The sequence below is a fragment of the Peribacillus sp. TH14 genome (assembly GCF_016651145.1).
Classification (GTDB): Bacteria; Bacillota; Bacilli; order Bacillales; family DSM-1321; genus Peribacillus; species Peribacillus butanolivorans.
Genome location: NZ_JAEKEK010000001.1, coordinates 4,237,010 through 4,254,169, shown reverse-complemented (window position 1 = coordinate 4,254,169; position 17,160 = coordinate 4,237,010). Strand labels below are relative to the sequence as shown.

Genomic DNA, 17,160 nt, shown 5'->3' with positions numbered 1-17,160 from the left:
CTATTTTCTCCAAGATTAGAACCTTCTGGTGTTTTTAAAACTTTTTAAATTGTAATTGGTGCTTTTGTGTAATAATCTTCAATTTCGTTTATTTCTTGAGCTGTTTCTGATTGAAAATACGTAACAAAATGTTCTCTCTCTTCAAAATCTGAATTCACTTCTGCAATAACAACAAGTTCAGTTTCTTTGAATAAACTTGATTCTTCATCATATTCTAAGTAATTTGCACCTACACTAATTGTTTCGGTCTCATCTGTTTTTTCACCAAATTCTTTTGCTTCATTTGAACATGCACTAGAAAATAATATCCCTATTAATACTGTACTCAATAATATCTTTTTCATAAGTTTCCCCTAAAATGGCCATTTTTTAGTGACTTCACCTGAATCATAGCTTGTTAGACTTGAAGGTATTGTTCTCCACCCTTGTGGCATAACAGAATTATAGGCTTTCGCTACATGTGCCATTTTAATAGAATGACCAATCTCATGTGCAGCATTCATTCGAATATAAGAGGCCGTATAATTTGATTGGGCTCTCATTTGATTATCATACATTGTAACAGTCACATAGGACTTTTTCCTTCCTCGTTTTCTGCTACAAATACATCGCTATTAGTAATGTTCTCTTTCCATAATTGCTCTCGTCCTTCATAAATCAAATTATTTAAGTATTCGTCTGGAATGATATTCGCATATGTAGTTTTCCAACTATCAACGTGTACTTTTGCTATACCTTCAGCATCAGCCAACGTTGCCTCTCTGATTATCATATTAGTTTCCCCTTTCAATCTTTCTCATATATATCAATATTCGGTTACGAACATAGAACATCCTTGTTCAACTAAACTGACCCGATAGTTCCATAAAAAAAGAGCTGCCAAAGCAACTCACTTATTGAAGTAAAGCACCTGTTAGTTCTTTAAGGAATAGCAGTTTAATGGTATTGAAACCAAACAAACCATCCTTTTTCCTTACTTTTAGCTAAAAATATTTGACCTTGGCCTAAGCTAGCTCCAGGTGCTTTGGGGAAATCTAAACGTACAGGCCATGATTTTTCAGCAATTTCTTTGCCACAAAAGGTCTTTGCCATTCCAAAATAGTCTTCTTCATCTTTATTGCCAACTGTTTCGGGAAAAGGTTTGGCAGTTACTACATCCCACTTAGTATATATGTCAGGAAAATCATCTATTCCAGTTCCATAAGTTTTTGGTATTAAAGTATTTAACGCTTTTATTACCTCTTTTTTATCCTTAATCGATGTTTTCTCTAATTCACTTAACACAGGACATTCTTTAGGTTGTGCGTATCCTTGAATTGAACAAAAAAACAACATCGGAATGGTAATAATCAATTTATATAGCATTTTCATAAAACTCACCTCAGAAGTTATCTTTCCTAATTTTAAGAAAAATAGTCCAGTTTTTGAGGTGTAATAGCTCAATTGTTATTCAACTAATCTGCCCCTTTAGTGCCATAAGAAAAAGAGTCGCCAAAGCAACTCCTTTATTGAAGTAAATTACCAATAGTAAAAGAAGATTTGAAGCTTTATAAAAAAGTTTTATCATTTCTGTGATCTTTCTTCCATCGAAGTGCTTTTTACTGGCGAGAACACAAAAAGTTATATTTTAAAGAGAAAAAATACAAAATCCGTTGGTATTCCTTGTTCACCTTGTTGATGAAGCATCGCCGTCACATTTCCGCGATGGTAGGTTCCATGATTTACTACATGGTGAATGAGGTCGGCAAGTATGAACTCCATACGCCCATATTGAGGGTGCTCAGTAATGAGGATTTGTTCTAGATTCTTTTGCTCTGCAAAAAAACTGTGAAATTCCTCTGAAAGACTATCATAGAACGCTTCGAGTTCATCTATCGACACTCCCGATACTATTGACTTTCGACGCTCAACTTCTCTTACAGTATCATGGAAGCTGCTTCCTTTCATCGTCTCCAACCAGGTAATATCTGTTGCATAAAGATGCATCAGAACATTTGAAATAGATGAGAAAACACTTTTAACAGTCTCGTTATAAACCTTATCAGGTAGTTGCTTCAAGTGCTGGAACACTTGTTGGTTAGCCCAAACATGGTAATCGTACATTTTCTTTACTCGGTTATTTTCCATTATCATACTCCTCTCTGTTTTAAAATTGAGGAAATTATTAGTACTACCAGGAATATTTAATTTTTTTCTTTTGTTCAGTTTGCTTCCTACATCTATATTCGACTATAGAAAGAATCATACTTTAAAAATGCCGCCAATTGGCGGCCATCTTATGGCACTAACGCACCCGTTAGTTCTATAAGAAAAGCGATTCTTAAAGAATCGCGCCCGATAATGGAATAACTATGAAGCTTCTATTAGCTGGCTTTAAACTCAATCGTTTCTCGGTTTTAACAGCCAGGTTGTTTTCTTTGTATTGATTATTTATGGACTGGAACTTCAGCTGGATAAGGTTATAAGTTATTACTTTTTAACAAATCATCTAAATTGTCAACCAGATCATTTATATCACTTAATAGTGTTATGGTATTGTTGCTAAGAATCATGATTATGTTTTCTTCCATCTTGTCTGGGAGATATTTGCATGTTTTTTGTGCGATCTTAATTAACTTCTTTTCTCCAGGGTGTGGCAACTCGTTAATCGCAAATAAGATATCAAAGTAACTTGCAAGTAACGCAGCAACCCTATGATTGACACTTATGTAGTCTTTTCTTTTTAGAGCTTTCTCGATTTGACAATAGTAGGATGTAACACTGTCTCGTAATAAAGGGTAATTTTTGTTAAGGATATTTTCTTTTAATTCTTTTGGAAAGGCTACGTTAATTTTATCCTGTAGTTTCTTTAATTGACCATTTTGATCATATAGTATTTTGGAATTTAAATAATTACTCCAAAAGCATGTAGTGTAACCGACCTGAGCCTGGAAATTCACTACCGTTTTCATAAGTTCGTTTTCAATCCAAGCATAATTTCTATATATAATTTCTATACCAATATTGGGTTCATTTAGCGTTCCATCATCTTCTGTTTCCCAATACTGGTTATTAATCTCCATATAATCCGAAAACGGTTCTAACAATTTTTTGCGAGTGCTGGTAGGGATTTCTTGATCACTATAAATATACAAATCTATATCAGAATGTTCATCTTGGGTATTTGTTGAAAGAGAGCCAGAGAGTACAACACCTTCCACTTCTTCTAACTGAGAAAATACAGACGAAATCTTCATAATCATGTCATTAATAGTATTCATTTTGGATTTCTTCCCATCTATTTTTTATTTTTCGTATTGCCCCAATTATAGGGTATTTATGGGATGTAAACCATTTTTATATTGGTAAATTGCTACCCTTAAAACAAAAATGAGGAGTTTAAAAAATTGCATTACCCTTATTCAAGAATATGGCCCAATTGTTAAAAAAAGGTCAAATAGCACTCTTGAACTCCCTCAGTATGATAGCTATATCTCTCGAATGCTCACTTATTCGCAGGATTTCATAACCCTTGAAAATACATTAACGGTTAAAAGCAATGAGCTCAGATCATTTTGGTTTCATGGAGGCATAGTTAAATAAAGGAGTAATAGGAAACTCCATATTCTACCATATAATGCACATAATCGAGGCTTTCCCTCCCATGTCTAAACGGGTCATCGAAAAATATGCCCTCTCATTCCTTCGTCATGCCTATCCAAGGGGTGGAGGCCAGTTATGCTAACCTAATGGGTCGGTGCCCTTCTGTTCAAGAAATCTGGTACTCCGTGCATCTTTGAAATCCTACGAATAAGAAAACATTCGACAAAAGATAAGCTGAAAATAAAGTATTAATTATTTTCAAGTGAGGTTCCCTTCGAGAACCTGTAAAGCATGATTTATTCAATAAAAACTAGGCTGCTAGAGCTGAAAAAGGTTGTAATTTTTGTGGGGAATAAGATTCATTTCGTTTGGCTATGCCTACAAATACTCGAGCCAGTTTACCAACCAATTTTATAATTGATTTCATTTTCTTTATTTTTTTCACCTTAACATTATTAGCTTGCAACGCTTTAAACTCAGGGTTATTCATGACAAGGCACATCGTCGCTAGGTATAAGAAACGCCGCAGTCTGGATCTCCCACGTTTAGAAATGATAATCTGACCTTTCCATTTACCAGAGCTCGCCTCGGAAAGATGTAACCCTGCATGACGAAGTAGAGAATTACCGTGGGCGAATCCACTTAAATCTCCAGCTTCCCCTAAAATTCCAGCTAAAGAGATTTCACTGATCCCTTTAATAGCCAACGACCGTTTTCGGTTACTTTTTAAAGCAATAATACGGTCAGTAATTCGGGTTAATAACCCCTATCTAAAAGCTATACCAAAATCAAATTACTAAAATGAAGAGTTTAAACCGTTTTTAGTGAATCATCTTACAATATCTGTCTTAGCGTATAATAAGTGCGTTTTGACGGTTGGACCCCTATATTGAGTGGTGTTGAAGCCATGCATATAATAAAAAGGGACAGATTGATTTACGGAATCAGTCTGTCCAAAATCAGAAAGAATTCATTGACCAAGTGTTTGGACTTATAGCATAAAATACGATTCCGCTAAGAATCTACTAGTACTAGAACCGTAATAACCAATCCCTCCATAGCCCCCATAGAAAATATGATTTTCAGAAAATAGATTTTGCTCATACAAATCCCATTTTGCACCATCGATGGGATGCGCCGTTTCGCGTTCCCCAATACTTTGGCAAATTGAATTTGTTATAGGGGTAAAGGTAGGATCCGTTGATTTTACCGCCATTCAGTCTTCCTGGAAACAGCCGCGTTCCCCTGCCGACCGTTTGCGAGTAGACAATGCGGCTTTTAGTCGGGCGTGTCATCAAGATTACGCTCGTCGGGGGGGGCGTCGTATCCCTCTGTTAAAATATGAATAATTTGACTATTTTTGTTAAAATGGTTAATATGAAAACGTATACATAGACTAACTTCATAGATCAATAGATTGAAGGAGGAGTAACATGCCTAAAACTTTGTTTAAACTTGATCTCAGTAAGCCAATGGAGCAACAGGCACACCCGGGGCATAATCGCTGGCATCCGGATATTCCCGCTGCTTTTTCGGTGGAGCTGGGCCAATCTTTCCGCATGGAGTGTAAAGATTGGACGGATGGACAAATTAGCAACAATGACGATCCTAGCGACATTAGGGATGTTATTTTGCCGCGAGTTCATGTGCTAAGCGGACCGGTTTATGTAAATGGAGTGGAACCGGGAGATTTATTAGTTGTTGATATTTTGGATATCGGTGCGTTTGCCGAGTCTGAATGGGGTTTTAATGGGATTTTTGCGAAGGAAAATGGCGGAAGTTTTTTAACGGAACATTATCCGAAAGCAGCGAAATCTATCTGGGACTTTGAAGGAATTTATACGACTTCAAGGCATGTGCCGGGTGTTAAGTTTGCCGGGCTCATCCATCCGGGGTTAATTGGGGTGGCGCCTTCAATGGAGCTTCTGCAAGAGTGGAACAAACGTGAAAATGAATTGAAGATGACAGATCCTGACCGCGTACCTGAACTAGCAACTTCTCCTCAAGCAGAGCATGCAGTGCTCGGCACGTTAAAAGGAGCAGAATTTGACCGGGTGGTCAAAGAGGGAGCGAGAACTGTTCCTCCAAGGGAAAATGGAGGAAACTGTGACATCAAAAATTTATCAAAAGGTTCAAGAATCTTCTTCCCAGTGTTTGTGGATGGGGCAAAACTTTCGGTAGGTGACCTTCATTTTTCACAAGGGGATGGCGAAATCACATTTTGTGGTGGAATTGAAATGGCGGGATGGATTGATCTTCGTGTCGACGTGATCAAGGGCGGTATGGAGAAATATAAAATTAAAGACAATCCTGTCTTCAAACCTGGTCCGGTTGAACCGAATTATTCCGATTATTTAGTGTTCGAAGGCATTTCAGTAGATGAGTTTACAGGAAAACAACATTATTTGGATGCGCATATTGCTTACCGCCGGGCTTGCCTGAATGCGATTGAATATTTGAAAACACTCGGTTATACAGGGGAGCAGGCTTATATGCTATTAGGTACAGCGCCTATTGAAGGCCGGATAAATGGAATCGTCGATATCCCGAATGCGTGTTGTACGGTGGCCATCCCGACCCAAATATTTGATAAAAATATTGATCCGAAGTAATAAATAGATGGATGAAGGGGGACTTTCCTTGCCTAGTTACACCTTTAACTGCAGTCATTGCGGTGAGTTCACACTATTCTTTAAGTCAATGGCAGGCTATAAAGGAACAGCGCAATGTCCGGACTGCCAGCAGGGGGCTTCCCGTGTCTACCAACCACCCAATTTGTTTTCTTATTCGAAGGAAATACGTACCCGTGTTGAACGAGGGATGGAGCCTCGTAGAATGACAAAAGAAGAATTAGGGCCAAAACAAAGAAAACGGAAACCACAAGTCAGTCGTCCATGGCAAGTAGGGCAGTAAGCAAAGACGATTTCTTCTATAAACACTAAAAAAAGCACAAAAAGGAAGATCAAATTCCTTTTCGTGCTTTTTGTTTTTATTCAATGGGGTAAAGGGTAGCATCTAAGATTTTACCGCTATCTGTTCAGAAAGTCGTCCTTTTCTGAACACGCTCAAATTCCCGTTGAAATGAATGTTTGTTACTTAGGTGATAATTTGCACTTATTTTAAGTGCTATTCTGCACGTATATTATTACTGTTACTTTTCATTTGTTTTGTCGTTTTTTGTCATAGAAAAAGGCGTATAGAAGGGGTAGCGCCAACATTTCGGATTTTGTATGCTAAGCAAATCCCAGCAAAAAAAGGCCGTTTCCTGTACGTTAGGAAATGACTTTTATTTCTCTTATAGTGCTAAAGCATCTGTTGAAAAAAGAATCAACTGTAACTTTGAAATAAAGATTGATCAAAATGGATTCTTTTCTAGTGATTTAGTAAACAATTTTTATAAAATAGTTTGATTATTTTTAGTGATCCTTGTAGAACTAACGCACCTGTTAGTTCATTAATATGTCTATTCCCCTTCCACAAAACATTATCGTTAGGATGAACCAAAATATATAATCTCTTTTTTTAACAATGTAGTTTTCAATTCCTGTTAGAAGGATGATTATTCCTGCAATTAATCTTAAAATTCCAGAGTAAATATAATCTATTCTGTCATAAGTTTGGAAATATAATATTATTGCAAAGATTATCAATACCCACTGTATAAACAGAATAGGTTTATTTCTGTCATCCCAAAATTCTTTTCTCAAAAAAGAACGCATTATTTTATCTCCTCAATCTAAATCAAAGTCTACTTGTATTATAAACTGTAATGAACTAAACTGCCCCGTTAGTTGCATAAAGAAAAAGTCGCCTTAAGACAGCTCCGATCTTCAACTAACGCACCCGTTGAACTACCGCCACCATTCTTTAACGGTAATTTCATGTGATTTCTTATTTTTATCTATAATTTCTACAAGACAATCATATTTTTCTAATTCACCACCTGAAGCACTAATATGTGGGTTTTCTAAATTAAAAACTATGCTTGCTGTTGCAGAACAAATATTATCTATCGGAATATTTTCACATTTTAAATGACGTTCGAAATCCTTCCCTAAATCATTTAAAGACTGCTCTATGACAGGGATTTCAAAAACTTTAGGTTTAATACTACTTCCTAAAATATCTATAACAATACTATCCATATTTTTCTCTTTAGCGATATTATATAAATGTTCAATAACATATCCGTTATCTCGATAATTCATTAAACTTAAAAAGCTATGAACAGTGTTATGTCCTATACTTTTTAATAATTTTAACTTAGCCATTTTAGCCGCTTCCGTACCATTTTCTTTAAATAAATTTTACCATGCTTCTTCAACTAAACTGCCCCGTTAGTTCATTAACAAAGTATCAAACTTTATTTCATGTCTACACAAACACCATTTACTGTATCTTGTTGTATTATGGCTCGTGTAGCGTTTGTGAACGTACTAGTCAATTCAGTTAACTTCACTTCTTTTCTGGAAAAAAGGGCAGTAGTAAAGCTCAATTTTAATAAATTATACAAAAATATTTAGATATTAATTTTTTTTTAGAAACTTTTCATATAAAAAGCTACCCATTAAGAGTGGGTAGCAAGTAATACAAGTTATTTGAAAACAATTTGTAGTTTTCCATATACTTTGCCAGAAGAGTATCCATCTTTCACATCAACATAAAATTTACCTATTTTCATACCTGTGAATAATGTCTTTCCACCTGCTAAGCTATGATAGCCTGTGCACTTTCCAGTACTAGCATTGCAGAGACGAGACCATACGTTACTATAATTAGTCAATAACTTACTTCCAGAAGAAGTCTTTAAATAGATTGGGGAAACTAGTTCTACCTCTAAGTCACTACCTTTGTTAGGATTTCCAATTTCACCATCCCATTTTCCATCTTCTGTTTGAAAAGAATACTGAGGAACACTTGCTTGAGCAGAAGAAGTACCTAATACCATTCCACCTACCAGAACTAACACAAAGGTACTTAAGATTGAAAATAAGCTTTTTATGTTATTTCCTCCTCCAATCTTTATCCCTTTTATAATATCAGAATAAACTGATTATTTAAATGATTAAAAATGACTATAGCTTCTTAGATTCAAACATCTTTTGGTTGCGTCATCTTCATCGTTTTAACAGTTCTAGTCACTACGTTTGTTGAACTAACCTGCCCCGATAGTTTATTAAGAACAAAATAAAAAGGACCCTTGGTCCCTTAAAAATACTTTCTATACAAGTCTCTCCGCATTGCACCACTTAGATATGCATAAATTTTTGCGGTTTCACTTTTTTCATGACCCATTAAATTTTGAATCACTTCTAGAGGCGCTCCATTATTCAATAAATTTGTGGCGTAACTATGTCTAAGCTGGTGGGGATGAATGCTCTTTTTAATGTCCGTTCTCTTTGCTACCAGTTTTATAATGTTTCTCGCTTGAGAAATACTCATTCGATGGGGTGCACGTGTTGTCACAAATAGTGCTTCCTCATGATCTTTTCGTTCATTTAAATATCGCTTCAACCATATTTCACAACGAGTATTGAAATATACTTCTCGTTCTTTATGTCCTTTACCTAATACGATTGCTGATTGATTAGAGAAATTGATTGAGGCCCTATCTAGAGTTATTGCTTCACCAATTCTGCATCCTGTTGAATACATAAACTCAAATAAAGCATTTTCGAATGTTGTATGACAAGCTTCCCGCAAATGTTCAATTTCCTCTTCAAACAAGTATTTTGGAACCCTTAATTCTAATTTTGGTTCCTTGATTTTGGAAGCAGGATTTCCATTAATTAAATTTTCATCCTGAGCCCATCTAAATAAAGATTTAATAAATCGAATTCTGTGACCCAGACTGGATGGCTTAAGCTTTTCAGCTGCTTTTCCCAGATAAACTTTAAGAGAATTAGTTGAAAGTTCTTGAATGGATATATTTCCAAAACTATTCACCAACAAGTTAAATTGGACGTAATAGGCCTTTAATGTTTGTGGAGAATAACCTTGGATTTGCTTATCTGCCTTATATAAACCCCATACATCAGTTAAGATCATACCTGTTTCTCTCCACTCTATACCATATTAATAGACAGTATAGACAAAAGAAGAACTATTATACTAGATTAGTAGATTTTTCATTAAACAATAGCACCGTTAGTTCATTAAGAACTGGTAATTTTAAAACGAGTACAGCTATTAATCAACCATTACTCCTAATCCATCAAGTCGTTTTTGTATAATTTAAAAGCATTTTTATAATAAAAGTCCACTCTTCTGGAACAAAAAAAGGCAACAACAACACCCTGTTGTTAAACAAGGTTAGAGCATATTCTCGGCAATCTTTTTCAGTGCCTTTGCACGAGAAGCGATAAATGCTCTCATGTACTTCTCCAAAAACAACTTATCAGCTAAAACTCCAATCGGACCGAACGGTGACTTATATTGAAATTTATCTATCATTATAGTTCCGCCTGGTTCTTCTATAAACTGATGTGTGTGAACAAAAGAATGGAAGGCTCCCTTCACCATAATATCTACAAACTTATTTGGTTTTTCCATTAATGTCACTTGGGCTTTCAGCCTTTGTTTAATACCAAAGGGAATGGCTTCCTAAGTTACAGTATCTCCCTCCTCTAATAGCCCCTCTGTCTCACCTTCAACAGCAATTTCCTTTGTTTTCGCTGTCGTTTTGGTGTGGATATCCACGCTCCTCAAGGTCAAAACATATTTCAACTGGTGCTTTGTTGATACTCAATAACAGGCATTTTTCATTCTCCTTATATAAGCACTTTCTAACCAACATTATAGCTGTTATAGCAAATTTCACCTAACCCTTATTCCATTATCCTGCCCTGTTTGTTCCATAAGAAACTCCTATGGCGGCGCTCCTCGCCGCCACCATCTACCACGAAAACCTGCTCTTTACCCAAAATAAAGTCTAACCCATTAAACCCTTGACAATAATGGATGATAACAATACAACCAGGCTGAACTTTTTTTGGTGGATCTTAAGGAAGATACCCTGTATAAGAAACTGGTTGTGACAGTATTGAAGAACCATTTAGTGTACTACAAGTACGTATACAAAAATTTTTGTAACAAATCTCCTGTCATATGTATTGTTAATCTTTTATTGAGGTGATTCTCCTATGGAAGCAATGATTGAACGGTGTGCTGGCCTAGATGTACACCAAGAAACAGTAGTAGCCTGTGTATTATTTGGTCCATTAGATAAAAAGCCAAAAACCTCTATTGAAACGTTTTCAACTACAACAACGGGACTCTTGGCTTTAAGTGATTGGTTAACTACCCTTCAGGTATCCGATGTTGTGATGGAAAGTACCGGAGTCTACTGGAAACCAATATGGAATATTCTCGAAGATTCTTTTCACCTTGTTCTTGCCAATGCCAGGCATGTCAAAAATGTTCCAGGGCGTAAAACTGATGTGAAAGATGCCGAATGGCTTGCCAAGCTTCTAAGATGCGGACTTATTGAAAGCAATTTTGTTCCACCGGAGGATATTCGTGATTTACGGGATCTTACTCGTTATCGAAAAAATTGATTCATCATCGCACATCCGAGCAGAATCGCATTCACAAAATTCTTCAAGATGCTAATATCAAGCTAACATCCGTACTATCAGACATTTTTGGTGTATCGGGACGCCGTATCCTTGAAGCGATTCTAAACGGTGAAAAAATAGAGACCGATGGTCTTCGAAAAATGGTGGATTGGCGAACAAAAGCTAGTATTACGGACATTGCCAGTGCAATTAATGGACGTATTCGCCGTCATCATCGTGATATGTTGCGTTACCATTGGGAGCATATGAGTTATTTAGAAAAAGCCATAGAAGAATTGGAAAAACAAATCGATCAACTCCTGTCCCCCTATCGTAAGGAAGTAGAATTATTGGATGGAATACCTGGTGTGAACAAAGCCGCCGCGACTACTTTTATTGCAGAGATGGGCGTGGATATGTCCGTATTTAAGTCAGCTAAACATCTTGCCTCTTGGGCTGGTGTGAGTCCTGGAAATTACGAAAGTGCTGGTAAAAAAAACGAGTAAAACCACACAAGGTAACAAAGCTTTGAAAACGATGGCTGTAGAATGTGTACTAGCGACATCAAGACAAAATAATCGAATTGCTTCACATCGAAAAAGGATTACCAAACGGCAGGGAAAAATGAAGGGACGAATCGCTTCTGCTCATTTACTACTAACGATTGCTTACAACATCTTAAAAACAGGGGAACCCTATCAAGAACTAGGCTCAAATTATCTTGAAGAAAAACAAAATAACAAAGAATTAAAAATGATCGAATACCTAAAAAAGAAAGGCTATACAATCGATCCATCTGAACAACAAACTGCATAACCAGTTAAAATAACGACATAGTACATTTACGTCCTTCAAAAAAATTAGAATATGGTGGGCTTATTTAAGTATGGCCTTTCACTAAAGTGTTTTCATACAAAAAAGCTGCCTTAAGACAGCTCTTCGGATAAATCCTTCGCCCATCCTTACTTTTTCATAACGGGGATCCATATTTCACTTCTAAATGTTGGTGAAGTTACATCTTTATTTTCATTCCAAAGGATTTCCGGCCCTTCTATTTGTTCATAGTTAGAGGATGGGAACCATTCAGAATAAATACGACCCCATACATTTTGCAGTGTTTCAGGAAAGGGGCCGACTGCTTCGAATACCGCCCATGTAGATGCATCAACTTCAAGCTGTGTTAAGTTATCTGGACACTCCCTCGTTGTTGCTGCGCCGATATAATGATCAAGCTCCCCTTTTTCGTCCAACCTTCCTTCGGAAAAGTTCGCAGATGCACTAAGCAGTCCTAATGGCTCGACATTCGATAGGCTTTTAAGTTCATTTATCGTTTTCTCGTCTAATCTTTCCCACATAGATGCGATCTCTGGATTAACCCCGTTAAAAATGATTGGAACTCTTTTTTTAATTCCAATTATGTGAAATGCCTCTTTTTCTTCAATTCGATAGTTCATTTCACTGCCTCCTTTAATGGATAATTGGAAGGACATCGGTGGATAGGCTTTAAGTGAATGGCCATTACTTCTCGCTTCTGATGGTGTGATGCCATGCAAATGTTGAAACGCTCTTGCAAAAGAATCTGGTGAGCTGTATCCGTACTTTATCGCTATATCAATGACCTTTATGTTGTTATCTTTAAGCTCAAACGCTGCAAGCGTAAGTCGTCTTCGGCGGATATACTCGGATAGTGAAATACCTGCAAGGAACGAAAACATCCTTTTAAAATGATATTCCGAGCAATAAGCTAGCCTTGCAACTTCTTTAAAGTCGATTTCGTTCGTAAGATTTTCTTCAATGAATTTAATGGCATCATTCATATTTTTGAGCAAACCCATTCAATGACCTCCTTATATCAATAGAATAGCAGGAGTTGAAACGAATCATCCGACATTCTGTGCACGATTATGTAGGGTCTAATCCCTTTCGCACCTGTTGTTAAAATAGTCTTATTGTTGATATGGGGATTTACGGACTTTTTGCATAAACCGTTCTGGATTATCAATCTGATTAAAACCGTATTTTTTATATAATGCATGTGCATCATTAGTAGCTAACATAAACCTACGAACCTCTTGTAGTTCGGAATGGTTGGTGATAACATCCATTAACCATTTTGATAATCCCAATTTACGATAGTCTGGTAATATAAACACATCGCTAAGGTACGCAAATGTTGCTAAATCTGTTATTACCCTTGCAAAACCAACTTGTTCAATACCTTCATTTCCTATTTCACCTTTATAAACCCCAAAACATAATGACGTATTTTCAATTGACCTTATTACTGTTTCCTTTGGTATCCCCTTTGACCAGTAAGCTTCTTGATTCAAAAAATTATGTATTAACTCTACATCTAAATACTGTTTATTAGTAGAGATCGAAAATCCTTTAATATTCATTTTACATCCCCCTGAACTTTTTTAATTTTCTGTAATTATATCAAACAACCGATTTTAATCTATTAAATTAACTTGCTCGATTAAGTTCATTTACCATCTTCTTTAACAATCTATCCCCTTGTTGAACTATCCTGCCCCTTCGTATTATAAAGGTCAGCCAGTTATTTCTGGTTGAACAATTTTTATATCGATATATGATAACGGTATCCGGGGTAGAACGTACCTGCCCGTGGGGCTTAAGATCCCGTCAACTAAACAGTTCGCCCCCTACTTGCTTAAACATGATTTGGCTGGTTGGAACCAAGATCTCGTATAACAAGCGAAGCTATGATACTGCAAGAAGGATTAGGGGTTACCGGCAAATATTATGTTTTTGGAGGAGATAAAAAATGAATCCAGTAGTTGGTCTGGATGTAGCTAAAGGTGAAAGTCAGGTTCAAGCATTCTTGGATAAGAAGAAGCCTTATAAAAGAAGTTTTAAAGTAGCACATACCATTGAAGGGCTAGAGAGCTTACACCAATATCTTAGAGAGATAGAAAACTTAGCAGGAATTCGACCTCCGGTCGTTTTAGAGTCTACTGGGCATTATCATACTCCAGTTGTTCAGTATTTCGAGGAAAGAGGTTATTTACTAATTATCATTAACCCACTTGTCTCCTATCGAGCAAAGAGCTCATCTCTACGAAAAGTAAAGACAGATGTGATTGATGCTTACCATCTCTGCGAGCTGTATTATAAAGAAGATTTGGAACCAAATAAAAAACGAGGAATTCAACTCTTAAACCTTCGTAATCTTACAAGACAACACGAAAATGTAACGGGTATATATGTACAAACGAAACTTCAATTTCAAGCAGTTCTTGATCAGGCTTTCCCTGAGTATCATGGGGTTTTTGGGGACTTATATTCAGTTGTCTCTTTACTAACCTTATTAGAATTTCCTACATCTAAAGATGTTTTGGTAGTCGATGAAGAAGCATTAGGTAATAAAATCGATGAATTATGTACAAGTCGTTCAAGAAAGTGGGCAAATACAAAGGCAAAGAAACTTATAGCTGCAGCAGCTAAAAATCCCTTTCAGACAACACTGTATCAAAGTCACATAATGAGCTTAGAAATGTATATCAAAATGCTTATGGAATACCAAAAGCACCTATCAAAGTTGGATGAAGAGATAGGTGCTTTGGCTAAAGAAATTGAAGAATATAAGATAATCCAATCAATCCCTGGTATCGGTGAAAAAATCGCGGCAACGATTATTTCTGAAATTGGTGAGATTGATCGGTTTAATCACCCTAAAAAACTCGTAGCATTTGCAGGAATTGATCCTAGTATCTTTGAATCTGGTAGATTCAAGGGATCCGTAAACAAAATAACCAAAAGAGGTTCGAGTAGATTACGGCATGCCCTATATATGGCTGTTCGATGTGCCATTCGTGATTGTCGCAAAAAGAAAACGACTGATGAAGTCATCCCTCGTAATAAGAGATTACGTGAGTTCTATGATAAGAAACGGAAAGAAGGAAAGCCCTATAAAGTAGCTGTTATAGCATGTGCTAATAAGCTTCTACAATGGATTTATGCACTATTACAAAACAACTCGACTTTCCAAGATCTAGACTAGTTTGAAAGTGCAACTAAATATCACAAAACTTTCCAAACGCTGTTCGTAGGGGGCTATTTGGTATGCATATTTTTAGTATAGCATGAAATATTTTTAGTTTTTATTGATAAATGTTGACAAACTATTAGCTGGTTTAGTTGCATAAAGAAAAAGTCGCCTTAAAGACAGCTCCGATCTTCAGCTAAAGCACCCGTTAGTTCTATAAGAAAAGCGAAACTTCTTCTAGAATCGCGCCCGATTGTGGAATATCAAACTTCGTACAATTGTATCAGATGGATCAGTCTTTTTTGAACGCACCTGTTAGTGAATGAAGTATCTTAATGAAATCTAATAGATATCAAAAATTAACAACGATAATTTAATGACTGTTCCTTGTAAGAGCTACTTTCACAATGAACATTCTTTTTACTCATTGGTAATTGTATAAAAACATATAATTTGTTTTTTTGAGAACCATTCAACTTAACGTTTGTAACAACAAGAAAAATAAAAGGTTGATTCCTTAACGGCTTTTTTTAAGGTTAAATTTGCTTACTTTACAAAATTCCCGAAATGTTGGCAGTACCCCTTACATGAAGAGACTGCAATCTCAGCAAGAAAACCGACACCGCTCTCAAATAAAGGGAGCGATGTCGGCTTTAAACTTAACGGCCAAACTCCTTATTGATTATTTTATCGTGAGCCGGCGACACTACCGGGCCTACCGCGTTGATGGCCGTTATCAAAATATGCTTCCCGTCTAGAGATCCAACGGCTCTCGATTCATATCCGAAAGTACCGCCGGCATGCCCCCAGTAGGATTGCCCGTCCGCTGTTTTAAATTCATAAATTCCTAGTCCGACTTTACCAAAAGGTCCATCTACTGTTGTGTGCATCTGGTCCATCATCTCTTGAGATAGAAGCTCCCCGCCCAACAGCGCACTGAAGAAGGTAGTCAAATCTATGGTTGTTGAGACTATATCTCCGGCTGCATTTGCCCATGATTGATTCATTTCTGTAAAATCATACAAATGACCCGATCTGTCCATATTATATCCTGTGGCATGCTTACCCGGAATTTCGTGACTATTTCCCATCACAAATGTTCCTGTCATCCCAAGAGGTATGATGAAACGTTTCCTGATCTGCTCCGCATACGTTTCTCCTGTTACCTTCTGAATAATTTGACCGGCTAGTACAGTATTCATGTTGGAATAGTTCCAGCCCTTCCCTGGCGCAAATACAGGCGGCTTTGAAAGTCCCATGCCGATAAGCTCATCGACGGAATAGTAACGGTACGGATTTTGAGGCAAAGTAATATCTCGGAAATCCAAATCTGTATAGCTAGCAAGCCCACTTGTATGATTCAATAACTGACGAATGGTAATTTTATTGCCGTCATACCCTTTACCTTTTATGACCCCTGGCAGCCATTTTTCGACCGAATCATCCAGATTCAATTTTTTCTCGTCAGCCAACTGCAATACAACGGAGGCGGTGAACGTCTTCGAAATGCTTCCAATACGGAATGAGAAATCGGACTCCACCGGGCGTGGTACTTCGTAACTTGCTGTACCTGTAGCGTAAGACCAGCTTTTCCCGTCCTGTAGCCCGCCAGCTATGACACTTGGGACTCCTTTGGTGGTAACTACTTGATCCATGACGCGTTTGACTTCTTCCCGATGCTTTCTTTTCTTTTCTTTCTCGTTATTGCCAACTTTATCGATAGCTTGATAGGTTGCCGTCTGATCTTTTGCGTGGACAGTTCCATAAGCATGGAAAGCCAGTGGACCCGCCAATATAGCTGTTAAAGTAAGTGCAACTCCTTTTTGAATGGTGAATGATTTCATAATGCATCGCTCCTATTATTTTAGAATGTTGTTCTGATTTACCCCCTCATCTTACCTCCGTAATTGTAAAATCGAACAGTGATAAAACCGCGAAGCTTTTGATGACATCTTATTTGGACCTGTCACTTATAACGCATGACAAACTGTCAACTGTCATATATGACGTACT

18 protein-coding genes and 5 pseudogenes are annotated in these 17,160 nt (G+C 36.9%); 7 read left to right on the top strand and 16 right to left on the bottom strand.

Going from position 1 to position 17,160, the window contains the following annotated elements; translation table 11 throughout:
• Window positions 1-44 precede the first annotated feature (44 nt).
• From JFU50_RS20765 to JFU50_RS20735, 7 genes and pseudogenes are all read right to left on the bottom strand, one after another.
• Window positions 45-344, bottom strand: a complete 300-nt coding sequence (locus JFU50_RS20765) for a hypothetical protein (protein ID WP_201223905.1) — start codon at window positions 342-344, stop codon at window positions 45-47.
• A 9-nt stretch (window positions 345-353) separates the two neighbouring features.
• Window positions 354-569, bottom strand: coding sequence for a hypothetical protein (locus JFU50_RS20760; RefSeq protein ID WP_201223904.1), 216 nt, complete (start codon window positions 567-569; stop codon window positions 354-356).
• An 8-nt stretch (window positions 570-577) separates the two neighbouring features.
• Window positions 578-772 (bottom strand): annotated as a pseudogene (locus tag JFU50_RS20755) (GNAT family N-acetyltransferase); the annotation flags it as partial.
• A gap of 164 nt (window positions 773-936) precedes the next feature.
• The gene (locus JFU50_RS20750; protein WP_242486043.1) at window positions 937-1,371 is read right to left on the bottom strand and encodes a hypothetical protein; all 435 of its coding nucleotides are present in this window, start codon (window positions 1,369-1,371) and stop codon (window positions 937-939) included.
• Window positions 1,372-1,620: 249 nt separating this feature from the next.
• The gene (locus JFU50_RS20745) at window positions 1,621-2,127 is read right to left on the bottom strand and encodes a DinB family protein (protein WP_201223900.1); all 507 of its coding nucleotides are present in this window, start codon (window positions 2,125-2,127) and stop codon (window positions 1,621-1,623) included.
• 332 nt (window positions 2,128-2,459) lie between these two features.
• The gene (locus tag JFU50_RS20740; RefSeq protein ID WP_201223898.1) at window positions 2,460-3,260 is read right to left on the bottom strand and encodes a nucleotidyltransferase domain-containing protein; all 801 of its coding nucleotides are present in this window, start codon (window positions 3,258-3,260) and stop codon (window positions 2,460-2,462) included.
• Window positions 3,261-3,892: 632 nt separating this feature from the next.
• A pseudogene (locus JFU50_RS20735) lies at window positions 3,893-4,297 on the bottom strand (IS110 family transposase); the annotation flags it as partial.
• 165 nt (window positions 4,298-4,462) lie between these two features.
• Between JFU50_RS20735 and JFU50_RS20730 the strand changes: the two are divergent.
• A pseudogene (locus JFU50_RS20730) lies at window positions 4,463-4,584 on the top strand (IS6 family transposase); the annotation flags it as partial.
• On the opposite strand, the pseudogene JFU50_RS20725 reads toward JFU50_RS20730, so the two are convergent.
• Window positions 4,580-4,763, bottom strand: a pseudogene (locus tag JFU50_RS20725) (Tn3 family transposase); the annotation flags it as partial. The pseudogenes JFU50_RS20730 and JFU50_RS20725 overlap by 5 nt on opposite strands.
• Window positions 4,764-5,015: 252 nt before the next feature.
• Here JFU50_RS20725 and fmdA point away from each other — a divergent pair.
• Together fmdA and JFU50_RS20715 are read left to right on the top strand one after the other, a co-directional pair.
• The gene (fmdA, locus tag JFU50_RS20720; RefSeq protein ID WP_201185513.1) at window positions 5,016-6,194 is read left to right on the top strand and encodes a formamidase; all 1,179 of its coding nucleotides are present in this window, start codon (window positions 5,016-5,018) and stop codon (window positions 6,192-6,194) included.
• A gap of 28 nt (window positions 6,195-6,222) precedes the next feature.
• The gene (locus tag JFU50_RS20715) at window positions 6,223-6,495 is read left to right on the top strand and encodes a zinc ribbon domain-containing protein (protein ID WP_201185515.1); all 273 of its coding nucleotides are present in this window, start codon (window positions 6,223-6,225) and stop codon (window positions 6,493-6,495) included.
• Between the two features lie 533 nt (window positions 6,496-7,028).
• Here the strand turns inward: JFU50_RS20715 and JFU50_RS20710 are convergent.
• From JFU50_RS20710 to JFU50_RS20690, 5 genes and pseudogenes are all read right to left on the bottom strand, one after another.
• Window positions 7,029-7,301 (bottom strand): hypothetical protein, encoded by a 273-nt coding sequence (locus JFU50_RS20710; protein WP_201223896.1) that lies wholly within the window; start codon window positions 7,299-7,301, stop codon window positions 7,029-7,031.
• A gap of 132 nt (window positions 7,302-7,433) precedes the next feature.
• Window positions 7,434-7,853, bottom strand: coding sequence for a hypothetical protein (locus JFU50_RS20705; protein ID WP_201223894.1), 420 nt, complete (start codon window positions 7,851-7,853; stop codon window positions 7,434-7,436).
• A 323-nt stretch (window positions 7,854-8,176) separates the two neighbouring features.
• Window positions 8,177-8,551, bottom strand: coding sequence for a hypothetical protein (locus JFU50_RS20700; protein WP_342366288.1), 375 nt, complete (start codon window positions 8,549-8,551; stop codon window positions 8,177-8,179).
• A 239-nt stretch (window positions 8,552-8,790) separates the two neighbouring features.
• Window positions 8,791-9,630, bottom strand: coding sequence for a tyrosine-type recombinase/integrase (locus JFU50_RS20695; RefSeq protein ID WP_201223892.1), 840 nt, complete (start codon window positions 9,628-9,630; stop codon window positions 8,791-8,793).
• A gap of 264 nt (window positions 9,631-9,894) precedes the next feature.
• Window positions 9,895-10,378 (bottom strand): annotated as a pseudogene (locus JFU50_RS20690) (SRPBCC family protein).
• Window positions 10,379-10,724: 346 nt separating this feature from the next.
• Between JFU50_RS20690 and JFU50_RS30865 the strand changes: the two are divergent.
• Genes JFU50_RS30865 through JFU50_RS30855 form a run of 3 tightly spaced genes read left to right on the top strand, consistent with a single transcriptional unit; the run spans window position 10,725 to window position 11,954 of the window.
• Window positions 10,725-11,138 (top strand): IS110 family transposase, encoded by a 414-nt coding sequence (locus tag JFU50_RS30865; protein WP_242486028.1) that lies wholly within the window; start codon window positions 10,725-10,727, stop codon window positions 11,136-11,138.
• A complete protein-coding gene (locus tag JFU50_RS30860) occupies window positions 11,135-11,644 on the top strand; it encodes a transposase (protein WP_242489067.1) in 510 nt (169 codons plus the stop codon). Before JFU50_RS30865 ends, JFU50_RS30860 begins: the two co-directional genes overlap by 4 nt.
• The gene (locus JFU50_RS30855) at window positions 11,622-11,954 is read left to right on the top strand and encodes a hypothetical protein (protein ID WP_231688430.1); all 333 of its coding nucleotides are present in this window, start codon (window positions 11,622-11,624) and stop codon (window positions 11,952-11,954) included. Before JFU50_RS30860 ends, JFU50_RS30855 begins: the two co-directional genes overlap by 23 nt.
• A gap of 146 nt (window positions 11,955-12,100) precedes the next feature.
• Here JFU50_RS30855 and JFU50_RS20680 read toward each other — a convergent pair whose 3' ends face one another.
• Together JFU50_RS20680 and JFU50_RS20675 are read right to left on the bottom strand one after the other, a co-directional pair.
• Window positions 12,101-12,973 carry an AraC family transcriptional regulator gene (locus tag JFU50_RS20680; RefSeq protein ID WP_201223890.1) on the bottom strand — a complete coding sequence of 291 codons (873 nt, stop codon included), beginning with the start codon at window positions 12,971-12,973 and terminating at the stop codon, window positions 12,101-12,103.
• A gap of 111 nt (window positions 12,974-13,084) precedes the next feature.
• Window positions 13,085-13,537, bottom strand: coding sequence for a GNAT family N-acetyltransferase (locus tag JFU50_RS20675; RefSeq protein ID WP_201223888.1), 453 nt, complete (start codon window positions 13,535-13,537; stop codon window positions 13,085-13,087).
• A gap of 389 nt (window positions 13,538-13,926) precedes the next feature.
• Between JFU50_RS20675 and JFU50_RS20670 the strand changes: the two genes are divergently transcribed.
• Window positions 13,927-15,162, top strand: coding sequence for an IS110 family transposase (locus tag JFU50_RS20670; RefSeq protein ID WP_201223886.1), 1,236 nt, complete (start codon window positions 13,927-13,929; stop codon window positions 15,160-15,162).
• A 644-nt stretch (window positions 15,163-15,806) separates the two neighbouring features.
• On the opposite strand, the gene JFU50_RS20665 is transcribed toward JFU50_RS20670, so the two are convergent.
• Window positions 15,807-16,991 (bottom strand): serine hydrolase domain-containing protein, encoded by a 1,185-nt coding sequence (locus JFU50_RS20665; RefSeq protein ID WP_201223884.1) that lies wholly within the window; start codon window positions 16,989-16,991, stop codon window positions 15,807-15,809.
• Window positions 16,992-17,160: the final 169 nt, after the last annotated feature.